The 17945-nt window shown below is 32.5% G+C and carries 14 protein-coding genes; 7 read left to right on the top strand and 7 right to left on the bottom strand.

What is annotated here, in order from left to right:
• The first annotated feature begins 44 nt into the window (after positions 1 to 44).
• From BLW23_RS10250 to BLW23_RS10235, 4 genes are all read left to right on the top strand, one after another.
• Positions 45 to 2831, top strand: coding sequence for a TonB-dependent receptor (locus BLW23_RS10250; protein ID WP_255362778.1), 2787 nt, complete (start codon positions 45 to 47; stop codon positions 2829 to 2831).
• 98 nt (positions 2832 to 2929) lie between these two features.
• Complete coding sequence (locus tag BLW23_RS23185; RefSeq protein WP_176829791.1) at positions 2930 to 5140, top strand: hypothetical protein; 2211 nt, start codon at positions 2930 to 2932, stop codon at positions 5138 to 5140.
• Positions 5141 to 5330: 190 nt separating this feature from the next.
• Entirely contained in the window at positions 5331 to 6602 is a 1272-nt protein-coding gene (locus tag BLW23_RS10240) for an IS4 family transposase (protein ID WP_255362777.1), read from the top strand.
• 155 nt (positions 6603 to 6757) lie between these two features.
• Positions 6758 to 8014, top strand: a complete 1257-nt coding sequence (locus BLW23_RS10235; protein ID WP_093668298.1) for a transposase — start codon at positions 6758 to 6760, stop codon at positions 8012 to 8014.
• A gap of 324 nt (positions 8015 to 8338) precedes the next feature.
• Here the strand turns inward: BLW23_RS10235 and BLW23_RS10230 are convergent, their stop codons facing one another.
• From BLW23_RS10230 to BLW23_RS10210, 5 genes are all read right to left on the bottom strand, one after another.
• Positions 8339 to 9148 carry a DNA/RNA non-specific endonuclease gene (locus tag BLW23_RS10230; protein ID WP_093669493.1) on the bottom strand — a complete coding sequence of 270 codons (810 nt, stop codon included), beginning with the start codon at positions 9146 to 9148 and terminating at the stop codon, positions 8339 to 8341.
• Positions 9145 to 9591, bottom strand: coding sequence for an acyl-CoA thioesterase (locus BLW23_RS10225; protein ID WP_093669491.1), 447 nt, complete (start codon positions 9589 to 9591; stop codon positions 9145 to 9147). Before BLW23_RS10225 ends, BLW23_RS10230 begins: the two co-directional genes overlap by 4 nt.
• 71 nt (positions 9592 to 9662) lie before the next feature.
• On the bottom strand, positions 9663 to 10739 hold the full coding sequence (locus tag BLW23_RS10220) for an ABC transporter permease (protein WP_093669489.1): 1077 nt from the start codon (positions 10737 to 10739) through the stop codon (positions 9663 to 9665).
• A 58-nt stretch (positions 10740 to 10797) separates the two neighbouring features.
• Positions 10798 to 11409 carry a DJ-1/PfpI family protein gene (locus BLW23_RS10215; protein ID WP_093669487.1) on the bottom strand — a complete coding sequence of 204 codons (612 nt, stop codon included), beginning with the start codon at positions 11407 to 11409 and terminating at the stop codon, positions 10798 to 10800.
• Between the two features lie 118 nt (positions 11410 to 11527).
• The gene (locus BLW23_RS10210; protein ID WP_093669485.1) at positions 11528 to 12262 is read right to left on the bottom strand and encodes a DUF1223 domain-containing protein; all 735 of its coding nucleotides are present in this window, start codon (positions 12260 to 12262) and stop codon (positions 11528 to 11530) included.
• 264 nt (positions 12263 to 12526) lie between these two features.
• On the opposite strand from BLW23_RS10210, the gene BLW23_RS10205 reads away from it, so the two are divergent.
• Positions 12527 to 13309 (top strand): sugar-binding protein, encoded by a 783-nt coding sequence (locus BLW23_RS10205; protein ID WP_176829790.1) that lies wholly within the window; start codon positions 12527 to 12529, stop codon positions 13307 to 13309.
• Positions 13310 to 13385: 76 nt separating this feature from the next.
• Here BLW23_RS10205 and lysS read toward each other — a convergent pair whose 3' ends face one another.
• Entirely contained in the window at positions 13386 to 15083 is a 1698-nt protein-coding gene (gene lysS, locus BLW23_RS10200; RefSeq protein WP_093669481.1) for a lysine--tRNA ligase, read from the bottom strand.
• A 315-nt stretch (positions 15084 to 15398) separates the two neighbouring features.
• The gene (locus BLW23_RS10195; protein WP_093669479.1) at positions 15399 to 15899 is read right to left on the bottom strand and encodes a DUF456 domain-containing protein; all 501 of its coding nucleotides are present in this window, start codon (positions 15897 to 15899) and stop codon (positions 15399 to 15401) included.
• A gap of 146 nt (positions 15900 to 16045) precedes the next feature.
• On the opposite strand from BLW23_RS10195, the gene BLW23_RS10190 reads away from it, so the two are divergent.
• Together BLW23_RS10190 and BLW23_RS10185 are read left to right on the top strand one after the other, a co-directional pair.
• Entirely contained in the window at positions 16046 to 16414 is a 369-nt protein-coding gene (locus BLW23_RS10190) for a BlaI/MecI/CopY family transcriptional regulator (protein ID WP_093669477.1), read from the top strand.
• Positions 16411 to 17928 carry a M56 family metallopeptidase gene (locus tag BLW23_RS10185; protein WP_093669475.1) on the top strand — a complete coding sequence of 506 codons (1518 nt, stop codon included), beginning with the start codon at positions 16411 to 16413 and terminating at the stop codon, positions 17926 to 17928. The genes BLW23_RS10190 and BLW23_RS10185 overlap by 4 nt, the downstream gene beginning before the upstream one ends.
• Positions 17929 to 17945 lie beyond the last annotated feature (17 nt).

Raw genomic sequence — 17945 nt, 5'->3', positions numbered from 1 at the left:
TAATTAAACAGAATTCAAAGTTAGTAATGAGAAAAATGTTATTCATGGCTTTTTTAAGCCTATGTAATCTAGTCTTTTCACAAGGTAAAGGTGTTGTTTCAGGGACGGTTACCGATAAGGAAATGGGCGGTGAGTCGTTACCATTTGCCAATGTTTTTGTAAAAGGAACATCAATTGGAGGGACTACAGATATTGACGGTAAGTATTCTATGAATGTGCCTGCTGGAAATCAAACAATCGTATTTAGTTTTGTTGGATATGAAACTGTAGAAAAAGCGGTTGTTGTAAAAGAAGGACAAACTATTACTGTTAATCAACTTTTAGGAGCTAACCAAGGAGTTCAGCTTGAGGAAGTAAAGATTAGTGCTTCTGTAAACAGAGAAAAAGAAAGTGCTTTACTACTAGAGCAAAAGAAGGCAGTTGCTATTGAAACAAAAATAGGAAAGCAAGAGCTGGCAAGAAAAGGTGTAAGCGATGTTGCAACGGCTGTAACAAAAACAACAGGGGTTTCTAAACAAGAAGGTTCGGGAAGTGTTTTTGTAAGAGGTTTAGGTGATAGATATAATGTTACTACATTAAATGGTTTACCATTACCATCTAACAATCCTTCAAGAAAAAACATCGACTTGAGTATTTTCTCTACTGATATTGTTGAGTATGTAGGTATTGATAAGACCTATGCAGCAAAAAATTATGGAGATTTTGGAGGTGCAAATATTGATATTGCGTCAAAAGTATATAAAGGAAAAGGTTTTGCCGAGGTAAAAATAGGTTCGGGATTAAATACTATAGCTAGCGGCCAGAGTCAATTTTATGGAGCTGACGGTCCTGGTTATTTAGGATTTTACAAAACATATTATCCTGCATTTCCTTTGAATAATTACAATTTCACAACAAGCTGGGATAGACAAGCAGGAGAAGCTCCAGTAAATTCTTCTATATCTTTAAAAGGAGGAGATTCTTATAGCTTATCAGATAATACTAAACTTAGTTTCTTTGCGGTAGGATCATTTGATAACGATTATGATTATAAAGAAGGAATTGCTCGTGGAAATGTAAATGTTTCAGGAGTTGCAAGAAAAAACTTGGCTAGACAATCATATACCTATAATACCAATACTACAGTTATGGGGAATATTAGATTAAAGCATAAAAAACATGAGTTTAAATATAACGGACTTATGGTAGATAATTCTAGTAATTCTCATGACGATTACCAAGGTATTTATGATGCTTTCGATGATGCTGCTGAAGGTGGAGCGGTTATTCAGAGACAGACATTCATGAGAAATAGATTATTTGTTCATCAATTATTAGGTACCCACAATCTTGCAGAGAACTTAAAAGTTGAATGGGGTGGAGCTTATAATTTTAATAAGAATAACGTTCCTAATAGAAGACAGTCTACAGTATTACCAAATGACAATGATGATCCAACAGGGCCAAAATCGTTTTTATTAGTTAGTAACGATTCGGATAACCACAGATTTTATTCAGACATAGAAGAGGAAGAAATTGCGGCGAACGCAAGTGTTACTTATAAGTTTGCAAAAAATGAAGAGGAAGAGTATAAAGCAAAATTAAAATTAGGCTATAGCGGTAGGTTTAAAAATGTTGACTTTGATGCTACTCAGTTTAACTTTGCAATTACAATTAGAGACGTTCAGCAGCCTATTATTAATGATGTTTATAATTTAGATAGCTACTTTAATCAACAAAATTTAAATGCTGGGTTGTTTACCATCAGAACATTTAGAGGTGGTTTAGGTAGTTCTACTGATGTATTATTACCTCAAACATATAATGGTAATCAGAATATTCATGCTGCATATGGAGAATTACAATATACATTCTCTGATAAATTTACAGGAGTTTTTGGAGTAAGAGGAGAGCAAATTAAACAGACAATTGATTATAATACGTCAATTAATGTAGGAACAAACGAATTAGATAAGTTTGCTTTCTTACCGTCGTTGTCTTTAAAGTATATTCTTAATGACAAGAATAACTTAAAGTTTGCAGCAAGTAAAACTTACACATTACCTCAATATAAAGAAAGAGCGCCTTTCTTATTTGAGGATGTTGTTAGTACTACTTTAGGAAATCAGCATTTATATTCATCTGATAATTATAATGCAGATATAAAGTGGGAATTTTTCCCAGAAAGAGATGAGTTGATTTCTGTTGGGGCATTTGGAAAATATATTCAGAATCCAATCAACGAAGTAGGAATCAATTCAGCTTCTAACGATATTAGTTTTGTGAATTCAGGTGATTGGGGATATGCAGTTGGAGGAGAACTTGAAGTTAAAAAGACCATATTTAACAAAGAGAAGGAAGGTAAAGACGGAACGTTAAATAATAAATTATCTGCTGGTCTTAATGTTGCTTATATGCACCATGAACAAGAATTGAATTCTGAAAAAGTGTCTATTGAAAACCCAGGTGTTGGTGTGAACTTTAGTAAGGATAGAGATGGATTTGCAGGAGCTTCTGACATTCTGTTAAATACAGATTTAAGCTATTTTAAGGATTTTAACAATGGAATGAACCTTCAAACCACCTTAGTATATAGCTATTTCTCTGATAGAATATTGGCTTTAGGAGTAGGACCTTTGGGAGATAAGGTAAAAGGAAACTTGGTAGAAAAAGGATATGGAACGCTTGATTTTGTAATGAAGTCTAAAATAAACAAAAGAATAAGTTTAGGGTTTTCTATAAAGAACTTATTAAATCCAGATATCGTTACGTTCCAAGATATTCAGGATGTTACAGTATTGTCATTTAGAAGAGGTGTTGATTTTAAAGTGTCGTTATCGTATAACTTTTAATTAACATTTGTATAACTCAAGATTAATTTTTAGAGAACACTGAGTTAATATGAAGGTAGTTCTTTTGTGTCAACTTAAAAATTTAATAATACTACAAAATGAAAAAACAGATTTTTGCTTTAATGATAATGGCAGTTACGTTGTCTTTGGTTGTTTCTTGTGGAGAGGACGATCCAGTACAAACCTCGTCATGTTCAGATGGAATTCAGAATGGTGATGAAACCGGCGTAGATTGTGGGGGATCTTGTCAACCATGTTCTAGCGCTGAATTATCTGGAGAGATTTCTTCGGAAGTAACATTAGATGCAAGTATAGCATATAAGTTAACAGGATCATACGTTGTTAAAGAAGGAGGGATATTAAACATTCCTGCAGGAACTAAAATTGAAGCTACAGGTGGTACTTCTGCATATATCGCAGTAGCTCAAGGAGGTAAAATTTTTGTAAACGGTAATAGTGGTAATCCAGTTGTAATGACTTCAGGAGCTGATACTCCAGCTGCTAAAGATTGGGGTGGATTAGTTGTTTGTGGTAAAGCACCTACTAATAAAGGTGAAACTGCTACTTCAGAAGTTGCTGGTTTAGCTTACGGTGGTAACGAAACAGCTGATAATTCAGGGTCTATTCGTTATTTAAGAATTGAGTACACAGGAGCTACTTTTAGTAATTCTAAAGAGTTTAACGGGCTTTCATTATTCGGTGTTGGTTCGGGAACTACTGTTGAGTATGTACAATCTTTCGAAGGTGGAGATGATGGAATTGAATTTTTTGGAGGTACAGTAAACGGTAAATATTTAGTTTCTACGAATTCAGGAGATGATTCAATTGATTTCGCTGACGGATGGGCTGGAACTGGTGAATACTGGTACATTTCTGGAAGTGCAAAAGCTGGTATCGAAGGATCAAACAACGGAGATAACGGAGATGCTACTCCTGTAACAAATGCTACTTTAAAGAATGTAACAGTAGTTGGTCCTGTAACAGAAGGAGCTCTATATTACAAAGAAGGTGGTGGAAGCTTTAACATTGATAACTTTTATATATCAGGAGTTGATTTAGGTGTAAAAGTAAAAAGTACTGATGCTGAGGCTGGTGTTAGAATTGAAAACGGAAATTTAGTTATGACAAATGTACAGTTTGCTGAAAACGCTACTGGTTTCGAATTAACTGACTATACAGGAGCTAATCAAAGCTTTATCCAACAAGGTGTTACTTCAGGTGCTGGAAACGGTGCTGCTGCTCCAGACTGGGCTGCTGGTTGGACAAGAGGTTTAAGTAACAGTGGAGTTTCAAGAGAAAACTTAGCTGGTGAAGTAACTGGAGATGTTACCTTACAAGCTGATATAGAATATATATTAACAGGTTCTTTCGTAGTGAAAGCAGGAGGTAAATTAACAATACCTGCTGGAACTACAATTAAAGCAACGGGAGGTACTTCAGCTTATATCGCTGTAGAAAAAGGAGCTCAAATTTTCATCAATGGTGAGGCTAACAATCCAGTTGTAATGACTTCAGGAGCTGATACTCCAGCTGCTAAAGATTGGGGTGGTTTAGTAATTTGTGGTGAAGCGCCAACTAATAAAGGAAATACAGCTACTTCTGAGGTTGCTGGTTTAACTTATGGTGGTTCAAATGCTGCAGATAATTCAGGTTCTGTTCGTTATTTAAGAGTTGAATATACTGGAGCTACATTTAGTAACTCTAAAGAGTTTAACGGTGTTTCATTGTTCGGTGTTGGTTCAGGAACTACTTTCGAATATGTACAGTCTTTTGAAGGAGGTGATGACGGAATCGAGTTTTTCGGAGGAGCAGTAAACGGGAAATATTTAGTTTCTACAAATTCAGGAGATGATTCAATTGATTTTGCTGACGGATGGGCTGGAACTGGTGAGTACTGGTACATTTCAGGAAGTGCTAAAGCTGGTATCGAAGGATCAAACAATGGAGATAACGGAGATGCTACTCCTGTAACAAGTGCTACTTTAAAGAATATTACTGTAGTAGGTCCTGTAACAGAAGGAGCTTTATATTACAAAGAAGGTGGAGGAAACTTTACGATTGATAACTTCTATATTTCTGGAGTTAATTTAGGTGTAAGAGTTAAGAGTGATGATGCCGAAGCTGGTGTAAGAATTGAAAACGGTGATTTAGTTATGACAAACATTCAGTTTGCTAACAATGCTTCAGGATTCGAAAAAACGAACTATACAGGAGCTAATCAGTCTTTCATTTCTGAAGGTACGGCAACAGGTGCTGGAAACGGTGCAGATGCTCCTACTTGGGCTAATGGATGGACAAAAGGTATCTAAGATTAAGATAATCGTATCCAAGATAAATTAAAAACCGAGCTTTAAGCTCAGTCATGGTCGGAAGATTTTTCTTCCGACTTTTTTTGTTTCTAAGAAATAAAAAAAAAATATTTAACCTGCTGTTTTTCAGTTGTTTAACTTGTTTTTGAGTATTGTTTTTTGTATCTTATATACTGATAATTAAGCTATTATGTCAGTATTTAAAGATCATAAAATATCCGTAAAAGAATTATTAGGTATTATTCCAGAAGCTCTTTTATCTAAATTATCATCCACAACTAATGTGGATTATTACACCAAAGTGCTTCATGGTAAAAAAATGTTTTATTTGTTGCTTTATGGTATTGTAGAAAACGAAAAATTAAGTCAACGTACCTTAGAAGATACTTTTAATGATTCTCTGTTTAAAACTCTTTTCAATTTAGATAAATCAGAATCCATCAGAAGAAGTTCTATCTCAGAAAGGTTATCTAAAATTGATTCCGATTATTTCGCTCAAATATATCAATGCATTTATAGCCAGTTTCACGATGCTTATCCAATGACTTCTAATAACGAAAAACATCAATTAGTTCATGTGGATAGCTCGATGGTTAGTGAAGCTGCTAGTAAATTATTAGAAGGAATTGATCATAAAAATGGTAAGAAATCTGTTAAATATACTATTACCTTTGATGGTTTATTGCCTTGTGAGTTTAAAGTGTTTACAGAACCTAAGTATTCCAGTGAAGATATGGCTTTGCCTGAAGTTATAATGGATCATGTAAAACAACACAAAAATCATAAAAATATTTACGTCATTGATAGAGGTCTTCAATCTACCAGAACCATGAAAGATTTTAGTGGTAATGATATTTATTTTATTGCTAGAGCAAAAGAAAATAGAAAATATGTAGAATTGGAATCTTTACTCGATAAAAATCAAAACTCTGACCTAGGAGAGTTAAGCCTTATAAAAGATAGTAAAGTATATCTGTATACTGGTAAAGCTATAAATAATAAGAGAGGAAATATTCACTATAAACAAGAGTTAGTAAAGACTCCTTTACGTTTGATTGTTGCAAAAACAAAAACTGAAGATCACAAAGAATTTTGTTTTATTTCTAATCAATTTGATCTCTCTGCTAAGGAAATTACGCAAGCCTATAGAAAGAGATGGGATATTGAGGTCTTTTTTCGCTTTATAAAGCAAGAACTAAATGTAAGTCACTTAGTATCTTTGAATAAAAACGGAATCAAAGTAGTTCTATATATGACTTTAATTGTAGCAATGTTAATAGCAATCTATAAAAAAGCTAACAATATTGGGTATAAAACGGCTAAAAGAAGGTTTAAAATGGAACTCAGAAATTTAGCCATTGCTATGATTGTGGTAATTTGTGATGGAAATTTAGATCGGCACTGTCATAAAATAGCTAAACCCTTGTTTTTACGAGGGTTTTGTTGTATCTTATATTCATAATAAACCCCGAAAATCACCAAAAAAGGTAAAAAACGGGGTTTCCATTTGTGTAATTATGAAAATACGAAGAATTTCTGAAATGCAACACCGCATTTCAATTTTTTCCCCTCAGTGAGAATTATGATGCTCATTACACACGTTTTTTAGAGGGAGATTTGGGCAAAATCTATTCTGCTATTGATTGGGATGACTTGGTTACTACTTTAAATATTACTGAACAAAAAAAAGGGCGTAACTATCTTTTTAGCCCTAAAGGAAGACTTGGCTTGATGTTTTTAAAGCATTATGCCAATTGTTCGGATAGGAAAATGATTGAACAACTCAACTCAAATTTAGACTATCAATTTTTCTGCGATATAGAATTAGGTTTTGAACGTTTAACAAACTATAAAATAATAAGTCAAATACGTTGTGAATTAGCAGAGAAACTAGATATTAATTTAGTAGAAAAAGTTCTTTTTAATTCTTGGAAAAATCATATTGATAGTACCGACCAAATCGTAATGGATGCTACTTGTTACGAAAGTGAAGTTCGTTATCCTACCATCCAGAAATTACTTTGGGAATCTGTTCACTGGTTGTACAATCAATTACGTAAAACTTGCTCCATCTTAGGAACTAAGATGATCAGAAGTAGATATAACAAGTGGAAAAAACGTTACCAAGGATTTAGTAAAATGCGAAGAAAAACCAAGTCTAAACGTACTTCATTAACCCGAGCTTTACTGAAGCTATTAAGTAAGTTTATCGATTTTGAAAAGGAATTATCCAAGGCCTACAATATCGAGTTTAAGCCCTTGTATTATAAGCGAATCGACACAATCCAAAGAATTTACAAACAACAAAAAGATCATTTTGATACAGGAGAAAAAATCAAAGATAGAATTGTAAGTATTCATAAGGATTATATCCGTCCTATTGTTCGCGGAAAAGAAGTAAAGCCTGTTGAGTTTGGAGCAAAAGTTAACAAAGTTCAAATTGATGGAATTAGCTTTATAGAACATATTAATTTTAATGCGTTTCACGAAGGAAACCGTTTTATACAAACAGTTCAAAAAGCGCAAGGGTTAACTCGAAAAAAGGTAAAAGTAGCCGGTGGAGATAAAATTTATGCTACCAATAAAAACAGAACATATAGTAGCTCAAAAACCATACAGACAGACTTTATCCCCAAGGGTAGAAAACCTAAAAATCATAAAGAGAAAAAGCAACTTAGGGCTATCATTGCTAAAGAAAGAGCAACAAGATTAGAAGGCTCTTTTGGTAAGGATAAAGAACATTATCACCTACGGAAAATAAAAGCCAAAACAAAAAAGAATGAAATTCTATGGATATTCTTTGGTATACACACAGGAAATGCATTAGAAATTGGTCGAAGAAAAATAGCTCAAACAGACCAACAAATAGCCTAAAATAAAATCTTAGTATTTTTTTCATGGGAGAGCTACGTCTTGTAGGTACGTTTTTAGGAGATTCAATCAATAAAACCTCTTTTAAACAGAAATAGAGGATAGAATTTATATAATTTTATCCTCTATTTTCAATGTATTTTAAAAAATAGACTGTTTTCTGAAAGTGCCTAGATCATTTTGAAACTTAAAAATAAATGGTCGGAATTTCTTCCGACCATGACTGGCTTTAAGCTCGGTTTTTTTGTTTTATACCGTTGATGTTTCAAATTATTATAACGAAAAGGAATGTTTTATCATGGTAAGTTCAAATGGTATTGCGCTATTTTATCTAAAACTCCAATTTTTATATTGGGTTGATTTTTCTAAACGGGTTTCTATATCATCAGGTAGAGAAGGGAAAAAATCAATACCCGTTTTCTTTTCTATTTCATCAATTGAAGTAACAAATTCATAAAGAGGTTTATTACTTTCTTTATGAGGCATTAAAAAAGCAATGGCTTTAATTTCAGGTGCCGAATAATCTAAGATAATCTTATAAAACTCTTCTGGAATACTGACATTTTCCTTTCCGATAGAGTTTAAATTATTTTTTAAAACACCTCCTGTAACAACATATAAATGATCATATTTCTTTGCCCAATACCTTGTTTTCTGTTCTAACTTATTCCAAATACCAGCATTAAATTTATGTTCTTGAGGAGAAATGTTAGAAGTGTAAAAAGTTTCATCATGTGCCTTTTTAGAAAACCTTCTATCGCCAGCGGGGCATAAATGACCTCTATCGTATCCCGATTTTTTGTAATTTCTCCAATCTGCTGATTTACTTTTTACTTTTGGATCTCTGATAAAAAAAGGACGTTTATGATTGCTATAAACAATATCTTCTTTTTTTAAGGAATAGGCGACCCATTCCGCTTGTTCATGCTTCTCGTTATATGATAATTGATAAGTGTTATGAGAGATAATGACTCCCGTTGTTGAGGTGGGTAAGTAGTCAAATCCATTAGCATTATTGGTGTTAACAGACGTTTTTACTTCTGTCATTTCTTGATTTTCTTTCGAGTTGTTTAGCCAGAAACTCACTCCAAGAGCAATTAATAAAACAACAACTTTTATTTTTCTAGATGTTGTCATGATTGTTTGATTAAGATATCTTCATAATTCTCAGTTTTTTCCGCTTCATCAAAAATAACTTGAAACTTGCTTGGTGGAATAGTGAGTTTTCTTTTAACCAAATCTAGCCAAGCTCCATAAACGGTTATAACTGCAGATAGTTTTCCGTCTTTATTAAAAACTTCATGTTGTATTTTCCATCGTTCACCATTTTTAGATAAACCAAGAAGTTTTAAATTAACAGATATATCTTCTCCTAAATGTATTTCCTTTAAAAATTTAGTATTCTCTTCGAAAAGTATAGGGCCAATTTTTTCTTGAGTAAAATCTTGTACTGTTATGTCGTGCTTTTTAAAATAGCGTAACCTAGATTCGGCTGCATAATCATTATAAGCAGTATGACGCATATGAATATTGGCATCGAAATCTGCCCATTTAGTGGTAAAGTTTACTTTAAAATTCATTGATGATTTGTTTTAAACGAAATTAATCATTTTAATTCAGTAAACTCATTCGAGATGTAAACAAGGAAGAACTAAGATTTCACATCCAAAACATCTCTTAAGGTATTTCCTAAGAGCATAAAAGCCATTACTAAACTCATAATAGCTAATCCCGGAATAACGGCTAAATAAGGTTTGCCTAAAACTATATAATTATAATGATTTTTAATCATGGCACCCCAAGATGGAGTGGGAGGCTGCGCACCAATACCTAAAAAACTCAGTCCGCTTTCAATTAAAATAGCTGCGGCAAAATTAGCCGCTGAAATAACAATAATAGGAGCTAAGATGTTCGGTAGGATATGTTTGAAAATAATCCTGAAATCAGAAAAACCAAGTGCCTTTGCAGCTTCAATATATTGCTGCTCTTTCGTTACAATTACTTGTCCTCTTACAACTCTAGCTACTTCAACCCACATGGTTAAACCCACAGCAATAAAAACTTGCCAAAAACCTTTCCCTAAAGCTAAAGTAATGGCAATTACTAAAAGAAGTGTAGGGATAGACCATGTAATATTGATAACCCACATGATTAATGCATCTATTTTACCTCCAAAATAGCCAGCAAACGCACCGATGGGGATTCCTATGATTAAAGAGATGAATACAGCGATAAAACCAATAGAAAACGATATTCTAGCACCTACTAAAAGTCTACTCAATAGATCACGTCCATATTTATCAGTTCCTAGCCAAAATGTTTTATTTTCAATAAATGATTCGGGATCATTGTTAAAAATTGATAATGAATGTGTTTTGGTTAACCCATCAGAATATTGAATTACTTCTAAATTATTTTTTTTTGTTACATATGATTTTATGGGGATCTCGGAATGAGGTTCCGTTTTTCCATAAAGAAACGTATTGAAAAAATTATGAGGTATTTTGTTTCCGGTAGGTATTTTGAGTATGAGGGTAGAAAAACCAGGTGGTTTTGAGTGGATTTCTAGGTGCATTTGGTTAGCGTTATTACTATTGTCAGGAGCTAATAGATAGCAGAAAACCGCTACCAAGCCACAAATTGTAATATAAGCTAAGCAAAAAAGCCCCGTTCTATTTGTTTTGAATTTTCTAAATGCAATGTGCCAAAGAGAATTTGATTCACTCATAAGCCAAAACTAGAGAATTGAATTTTGTTCACCAACACTTTTAAGAAAAATAGTAAGCTTAAATATTCCAATCATTAAAATCGGAATCATTAGGTAAGTACTCCATTTCCAAAATGGTCTTTTTAAGAATCGCTTTACCATGAAACTTTTCCACCAAATGTAATGAAAGATCAATGCCAGCGGCAATTCCTCCCGACGTGTATATTTTACCACTGTTTACATATCGTTTTCCTTTCATTAGAGAGCCACTTGGAACGAGGTTTTCCATAAAGTCAAAAGCATCATGATGGGTAGTATACTCTGTATTGTTCAACAAATCAAGTTTTGCTAGAAGCATAGCCCCAGTACATATTGACGCAGTTATTTCAGAGCTTCTATGAATCTCATTCACCCATTGTAAAATTTCAGGTTCTTCAGTAATGATTTTTCTAGTTATAGATCCACCAGGGATAATTAGGATATCAATTTCAGGATGTGAACTAAAATCGAAATGAGGGTTTATAGATAAACCATTTCTTGCAATTACTGGATGAGATGTTTTTGCAATTGTAAAAACATTAAAAAAATCATTGTTGATATCGGCAGTAACACCAAATACTTCAAAAGGTCCAGCAAAATCTAAGACTTCAACTTCATTAAAAATTAAAATACCTACATTTCTTTTTTTCATCTGTTTATTTTTAAATTACATAAAATAGTCATGATAAAAGTAATACTATTTTAATTTATATGTTTCGTCTCAATAACCTTAATGTTTCATGCCTTTAAAGTATATCAAGTATAATAGATTAGAGGTATGCACTCTTTGAAGCACCAGTTATAGATAATTCTTTGTTTTTAATCAATATAATAACTTGTAATTTATCTTCTGAAGTGACAAATTTTGGAATGTCTAAAGAGACTGAAGTTGTTTCTGTGGTCGTTCGGACAAATTCTTCGGAAATAACGATATTGTTGTTTTTCAAGTTTCGATTTCGATTTTCTCCTTGTTTAATTTGTGTTTGACGCTCTTTCAATACCAGAATAATTTGTGTGTTTTTTTCGTGAATGTTTCCAGTTGTTTTAAAATTCACGTTTACACTAGAGTTATTTCTCTTAGTATGTTTAAGCGTTATGTTATTGTTGGCTTTAATCTTTAAATGTTTTTTAATTTTAGAATGCATGATACTTTCATTAGATCCGACGAAGTGTTCTTTTCCATTAATTACTAATTGTGGGGTATAAATTGATCTACTTTTAAACTTCCTTGCATAGGCGTTTTGTTTGTTTGTATGCTTTGGGTCACTAAAAGGATCTTTCCATCCAATATAATTCCAGTAAGAAACATGATACGAAAGGACGAAAACATTATTGTTTTTATATTGCTTTCTCACTTGGTTTAATAAATGATCGGCAGCTGGACAACTAGAGCATCCTTGAGATGTAAATAATTCTAAAACAGCAATAGGTTCATTGTCAATAGGTGCTTTGTTGTTTGTGAAAAGACCGAGAGTTATAAGGAGTGTTATGGTTAATGTTTTCATTTGTATGATTTTGTGATATACATTTTGTTCGGATATTAAAGCCGTTCCTTACTTAGTAGAAAGAGCTTTTGACTTTAGTTACAAGTAAATACTATGATTTTTCAAAGTATATATTTAGTTTCCTTTGATTTTTAGTGAGTTTTTAGGTTTTAACCTTTGTTTTTCTATTTTTACCTATTCAATTATTTGGTAATCAATTACTAATAGAAAGTAAACTATACAAAAATGGGGTGTAAAAAATTATTTCTTCTCAAACTTATCATGATGTTTTTATTCATAGGGTCTTGTAAGAAAAGTAGACAGAAAGTTGAAATTACTTCTGATTCATTTAAGAAACAGAATGTTTCCATAAAGGAGGGATTGGTAATATCGAAAGAGAACGGAGAGTTCAAAGCTTATAAAACAAAAGAGGTAATTGAAGTAGATGGAGTTGGAAAAGAATCTATTTGGGGGAATGTCCCATGGTACGAAATGAATTACAAGTGGATGGGAGAAACTGTTGATTCTTCTGATTATTTAGGGAAGTTTAAATTAGCTTGGGATAATAAACATCTTTATATTTTGGTAGAAGTTATTGATGATTACCTAAATGAGACACTAACGAATGGTAAGGATAATTATTGGAAAGGTGATTATGTTGAGGTTTTTATTGATGAGGATAAATCAGGAGGTGATCATAAGTTTAATCATCAGGCCTTTGCTTATCATGTTTCTACGGAGGGACATGCCATTGATAAGAGTACAACTAAAGAAACTATTTTTCTTGATGATAATGTTAAAGTAGAAAGAACGCGAGTTGGAAGTAAATATTTGTGGGAAATGGCAATAAAACTATACGATAGCACTTTTGATGAAAATTCGAAATATAATATACCTGTGAAAATTTTCAATAATAAGTTGATAGGTTTTTCGATTGCCTATGGAGATAATGATGGGAACAATCGACGAGAGAATTTTATGGGGTCAAAAAAGTATCATGGAAATAATAACGATGATGGTTATATAAATTCCGATGTTTTTGGGAGTATTTTATTTGTTGAAGAGTAGACTTACATTATATAGCCTAAAAAAAGGGAATTGCTTTAGCAATTCCCTTTTTTATATTTACGAAAAGTGAGTTGTGTTATACAACCTCTACAAACAAACCTTCTTCAGTTTTTTCAACTTTCGCCAGTTTGTTTTTAGTTAAGCCTTTAATGGTTTTATCCCATTTTTTATTACTTAATCCACTTTGAGATTTTAATTCATTTAAATCAATCTTTTCTGCTTTTTCAATAAGAACTAAAAGGGCTTTTTCATCGTCGTTTAATTCTACTGTTGGTGCGCTTTTCTCAGGCTTCATCTGAGGGAAGAAAAGCACCTCTTGAATTGATTGGTTATTGGTTAAGAACATTATTAAACGATCAATACCTATTCCTAGCCCTGATGTTGGAGGCATTCCATATTCCAATGCTCTTAAGAAATCTTGATCTATAAATTCTCCAGCTTCGTCATCACCTCTTTGAGCTAATTTCAATTGAGCTTCAAAACGTTCACGTTGGTCAATAGGGTCGTTTAATTCTGAATACGCATTGGCAATTTCTTTACCACATACCATTAGTTCAAAACGCTCTGTTAATTCTGGGTTATCTCTGTGTTCTTTACACAAAGGAGACATTTCTTTTGGGTAGTCTGTAATAAAAGTAGGCTGAATATAGTTTCCTTCACACTTTTCACCGAAAATTTCATCAATTAACTTTCCTTTACCCATGGTGCTATCCACTTCGATATCCATTGCTTTGGCAGCTTCTCTAATCTCATCTTCACTTTTTCCATCAATATCAAATCCAGTAAAGTGTTTAATAGAATCGGCCATAGTAACTCTAGCATAAGGAGCTTTAAAGTTAACCTCATGTTCTCCAAAAGTTGCTTTTGTAGTTCCGTTAACAGCAATAGCACAGTGCTCTAAAAGACTTTCAGTAAACTCCATCATCCAGTTGTAGTCTTTATAAGCTACATAAATTTCCATAGCCGTAAATTCTGGATTGTGAGTTCTGTCCATTCCTTCATTTCTAAAGTTTTTAGAGAACTCGTAAACACCATCAAAACCACCTACAATTAAACGCTTTAAATACAATTCATTCGCTATACGCATGTATAATGGAATGTCTAAAGCATTGTGATGTGTAATAAAAGGTCTTGCAGCAGCACCCCCTGGAATTGGCTGTAAAATAGGAGTTTCAACTTCGAAATAACCAGCATCATTAAAAAACTGACGCATTGCATTAAATAATTTCGTACGCTTGACGAAGACTTCTTTTACATTAGGGTTTACTACTAAATCGGCATAACGTTGACGATAACGCATTTCAGGATCTGTAAAACCATCAAAAGTATTACCTTCTGAATCAACTTTAGGTAACGGTAATGGCTTTAATGATTTACTTAATAAAGTGAAATTTTTCACTAATACAGTAGGTTCTCCAACCTGCGTAGTAAATAATTCTCCTTCAATACCGATAAAATCGCCAATGTCTAATAGTTTTTTATAAACTTCATTGTACAAAGCTTTGTCTTCTCCAGTACAAATTTCATCTCTATTGAAGTATACTTGAATTCTTCCGTCGCTATCTTGCAATTCAGCAAAAGAAGCTTTTCCTTGAATACGACGAGACATTAATCTACCAGCAATAATAACCTTCTTGCCTTCCTTAAAATCATCTTTAATCTCCTTAGATTTAGTATCTAAAGGAAATAAATCTGCGGGGTATGGATTAATACCAAGTTCTCTTAACTTGGCAAGCTTTTCTCTACGTACAACTTCTTGTTCTGATAATTGCATTGCTTTGTTTTTTACGTTTCTAAATTTAAAAGCGCAAAGATACGATCAATTAAATAATTAAACAATGCAATACTCAGTCAGTTTTATTTGAAAAAAAAGCATTTTTTTTGGTGGTTATAATTTAGTTTGTATATTTGCAGGCTGTCTTGTTGTAAAAGGCAGCGTTTAGTTGTGTTGTTAAGGTGCTGACTAGCACCATGGTTTTGTTACCAATGGAAAGCTTCCCTGAGATGGGTTGCTTTTTTTTATGCTTTGGTTAAAATCTTCTGATAACTTTTTTTCTAGAAGGGACCCTTGTGATAGGGGGGGCTCGTATTACCAGAAATTCCCGCTATATTCCCAAAATTTAATAAAGAAAAGGACGAAGTAAACTGCGGCTACGGAAAACTTTATAGTAACCGAAGCTAGAAAACCAAGAAATGCTCCAAAAGAAGCTTTAATGGCTCTGTTAGTATCTTTACTGTCATAGAGGAGTTCTCCAATTAAGGCTCCGAAAAATGCACCTATTAAAATACCAAAAGGAATAGGAGAAAATAGCCCTATTATTAAACCAATAGTGGTTCCGTAAACTCCGTATTTCGACCCTCCAAATTTTTTAGTTCCCAAAGCAGGAATAAAATAATCTAAAATAAAAATAACTAAAGCGATGATAAATGTAATGATTAGAAAAGATGTGTTCATGGGGACAGCTTTGGTTAAATGAAGTAACCATAGTCCAATCCACCCCGTAATAGGACCAGGTAGTATTGGTAAAAAAGAACCTATAAGGCCCAAACAAGAAAATAGGAAAGCGATAATTAGTAAAAATGTATCCATAGAATAACTTACTGAAAAATAGGGTATAGAGTTTGTGTGTTAATAAGACGATGTATGTTAAAATTTGTTACAATTCAACTAAAGAGTTAGTTTGAACTAAAAAATTAGTTATATTTGAGAAACGTTAATAATAATTATTAGAGATAATGAATAAGCAATTGACAAAAGCAGAAGAGCAAATAATGCAAGTTTTATGGACTTTGAACGAGGGGTCGGTCAAAGAGGTTATTGAGAAGTTAGAAGAACCAAAACCGGCATACAATACTGTTTCTACAATTATTAGGATATTGGAAACAAAGAAGTTTGTAGGGCATAAATCAAAAGGAAGAGGGTATGTTTATTTTCCATTAATAAAGAAGGGTGAGTATAGTAATCAAAGTGTTGAAAAGCTTGTAAATGGGTATTTTGGAGGTTCTTTTAAAAGTATGGTATCTTTTTTTGTGAAGGAGAATAAGATGGATGTAACCGAATTGGAAAATATTTTAAAAGAAGTAAATAAAGCTAAAAAGTCATGATAAACTATATTATTCAAGTATTGTTGTTTCAAATATCATTTGTATTGGTGTATGACTTGTTATTAAGTAAAGAAACATTTTTTTCTAAAAATAGATGGTATTTATTGAGTACAGCTATAATATCATTTGTGTTACCATTAATAAAACTACCTTCCGTTAAAAAGGCAGTTCCTTTAGAATATACAATTATGTTGCCTGAAGTAGTTTTGTCTCCTCAGAACGTTATAGAGAAATCTTCATGGTATCAATCTATCAATTATTTAGATGTTTTATTTGTGGTTGGTAGCTTCGTTTTTCTCTTAGTTTTTCTTACTAAGGTTTTTAGAATAACACGCTTGATTAAAGGAAGTGAGGTTGTTATAAAGAAAGATTATAGACTAGTTTTATTGAATGGGTCAACCAACGCCTTTTCTTTTTTCAATTATATTTTTATTGGTAAAGATATTCCAGAAGATAGAAAAGAGAAAGTAATTAAGCATGAATTAGTGCATTGTTCTCAAGGACATACTGTTGATTTGTTGTTCTTTGAGTTGTTAAGGGTTGTTATGTGGTTTAATCCTATGATATATGTTTATCAAAATAGGGTGTCTCTAGTTCATGAATATATTTCAGATGCGGAAGTAAGTAAAGAAACTGAAAAATTTAAATACATAGATAATTTACTATCTGATGTCTTTCAGGTAGAGAATATTTCATTCATTAATCAATTTTATAAGCATTCATTAATCAAAAAACGAATAGTTATGATGACAAAAAAACAGTCAAAAAAAATTAAACAGCTCAAGTATTTGCTATTAGTACCTATTTTGGGGAGTATGCTGTTTTATTCTTCTTGTAGCGAGAATCAATTAGGCCGAACTAATTCTACTAAACAAATTCAAAAGCTTTATTTTGGAAAGGTTGAGTATGAGGAAACTAAAAATGAAACATATTTAGATTTAGCAATGTCATTTAATAATGAACCTTTAGGAAAAGAAGTTACTTTAAAAGAATTAGATGCTAATGAAGAAGCAGAGTTTTTAAAATTTAAAACTAATTTTTCTAAAAATAAGAAAGGGGCTGAAGAAAAAGGAAATTTTTATTTTAAGATTTATGAATTAAATGAGAGAAAAGTAGTAACTATTCATATGAAAGGAAACTATTCCAGAAATCCAACTGATACAGATGATGTGCCTTTTTCAAGGATAGATAAAGCGCCAACTTTTCCAGGATGCGATGAAGGGGATAAAGCTTGTTTTAATGAAAGTATGAAGAATTTTGTAGAAAAAGAATTCGATATGTCTCTTGGCAATTCTTTGGGATTAAGTGCAGGAAAGAAGAGAATTTATGCCGTGTTTAAAGTTGATAAGACAGGTGAGATCGTTGATCTTCAGGTAAGAGCTCCTCATCCAGATTTAAAATTACATGTACTTAAAATGTTTGAGAAGTTACCTAAAATGGTTCCTGGAGAAGAAGCAGGAGAAGTAGTTAGGGTTGGATATACTTTACCAATAACATTAAATATAACGGGATAATTCGAAAAATAAGTAAA

This window comes from Tenacibaculum sp. MAR_2009_124 (genome assembly GCF_900105455.1).
Classification (GTDB): domain Bacteria; phylum Bacteroidota; class Bacteroidia; order Flavobacteriales; family Flavobacteriaceae; genus Polaribacter.
This window is presented reverse-complemented; position numbering and strand designations above follow the sequence as displayed.

Excerpts from the sequence above, each read along its gene's own strand:
- BLW23_RS10250 (WP_255362778.1), top strand. The coding sequence starts at position 45 with ATGGCTTTTTTAAGCCTATGTAATCTAGTCTTTTCACAAGGTAAAGGT.
- BLW23_RS23185 (WP_176829791.1), top strand. The coding sequence starts at position 2,930 with ATGAAAAAACAGATTTTTGCTTTAATGATAATGGCAGTTACGTTGTCT.
- BLW23_RS10240 (WP_255362777.1), top strand. The coding sequence starts at position 5,331 with ATGTCAGTATTTAAAGATCATAAAATATCCGTAAAAGAATTATTAGGT.
- BLW23_RS10230 (WP_093669493.1), bottom strand. The coding sequence starts at position 9,148 with ATGACAACATCTAGAAAAATAAAAGTTGTTGTTTTATTAATTGCTCTT.
- BLW23_RS10225 (WP_093669491.1), bottom strand. The coding sequence starts at position 9,591 with ATGAATTTTAAAGTAAACTTTACCACTAAATGGGCAGATTTCGATGCC.
- BLW23_RS10220 (WP_093669489.1), bottom strand. The coding sequence starts at position 10,739 with ATGAGTGAATCAAATTCTCTTTGGCACATTGCATTTAGAAAATTCAAA.
- BLW23_RS10215 (WP_093669487.1), bottom strand. The coding sequence starts at position 11,409 with ATGAAAAAAAGAAATGTAGGTATTTTAATTTTTAATGAAGTTGAAGTC.
- BLW23_RS10210 (WP_093669485.1), bottom strand. The coding sequence starts at position 12,262 with ATGAAAACATTAACCATAACACTCCTTATAACTCTCGGTCTTTTCACA.
- BLW23_RS10205 (WP_176829790.1), top strand. The coding sequence starts at position 12,527 with ATGTTTTTATTCATAGGGTCTTGTAAGAAAAGTAGACAGAAAGTTGAA.
- lysS (WP_093669481.1), bottom strand. The coding sequence starts at position 15,083 with ATGCAATTATCAGAACAAGAAGTTGTACGTAGAGAAAAGCTTGCCAAG.
- BLW23_RS10195 (WP_093669479.1), bottom strand. The coding sequence starts at position 15,899 with ATGGATACATTTTTACTAATTATCGCTTTCCTATTTTCTTGTTTGGGC.
- BLW23_RS10190 (WP_093669477.1), top strand. The coding sequence starts at position 16,046 with ATGAATAAGCAATTGACAAAAGCAGAAGAGCAAATAATGCAAGTTTTA.
- BLW23_RS10185 (WP_093669475.1), top strand. The coding sequence starts at position 16,411 with ATGATAAACTATATTATTCAAGTATTGTTGTTTCAAATATCATTTGTA.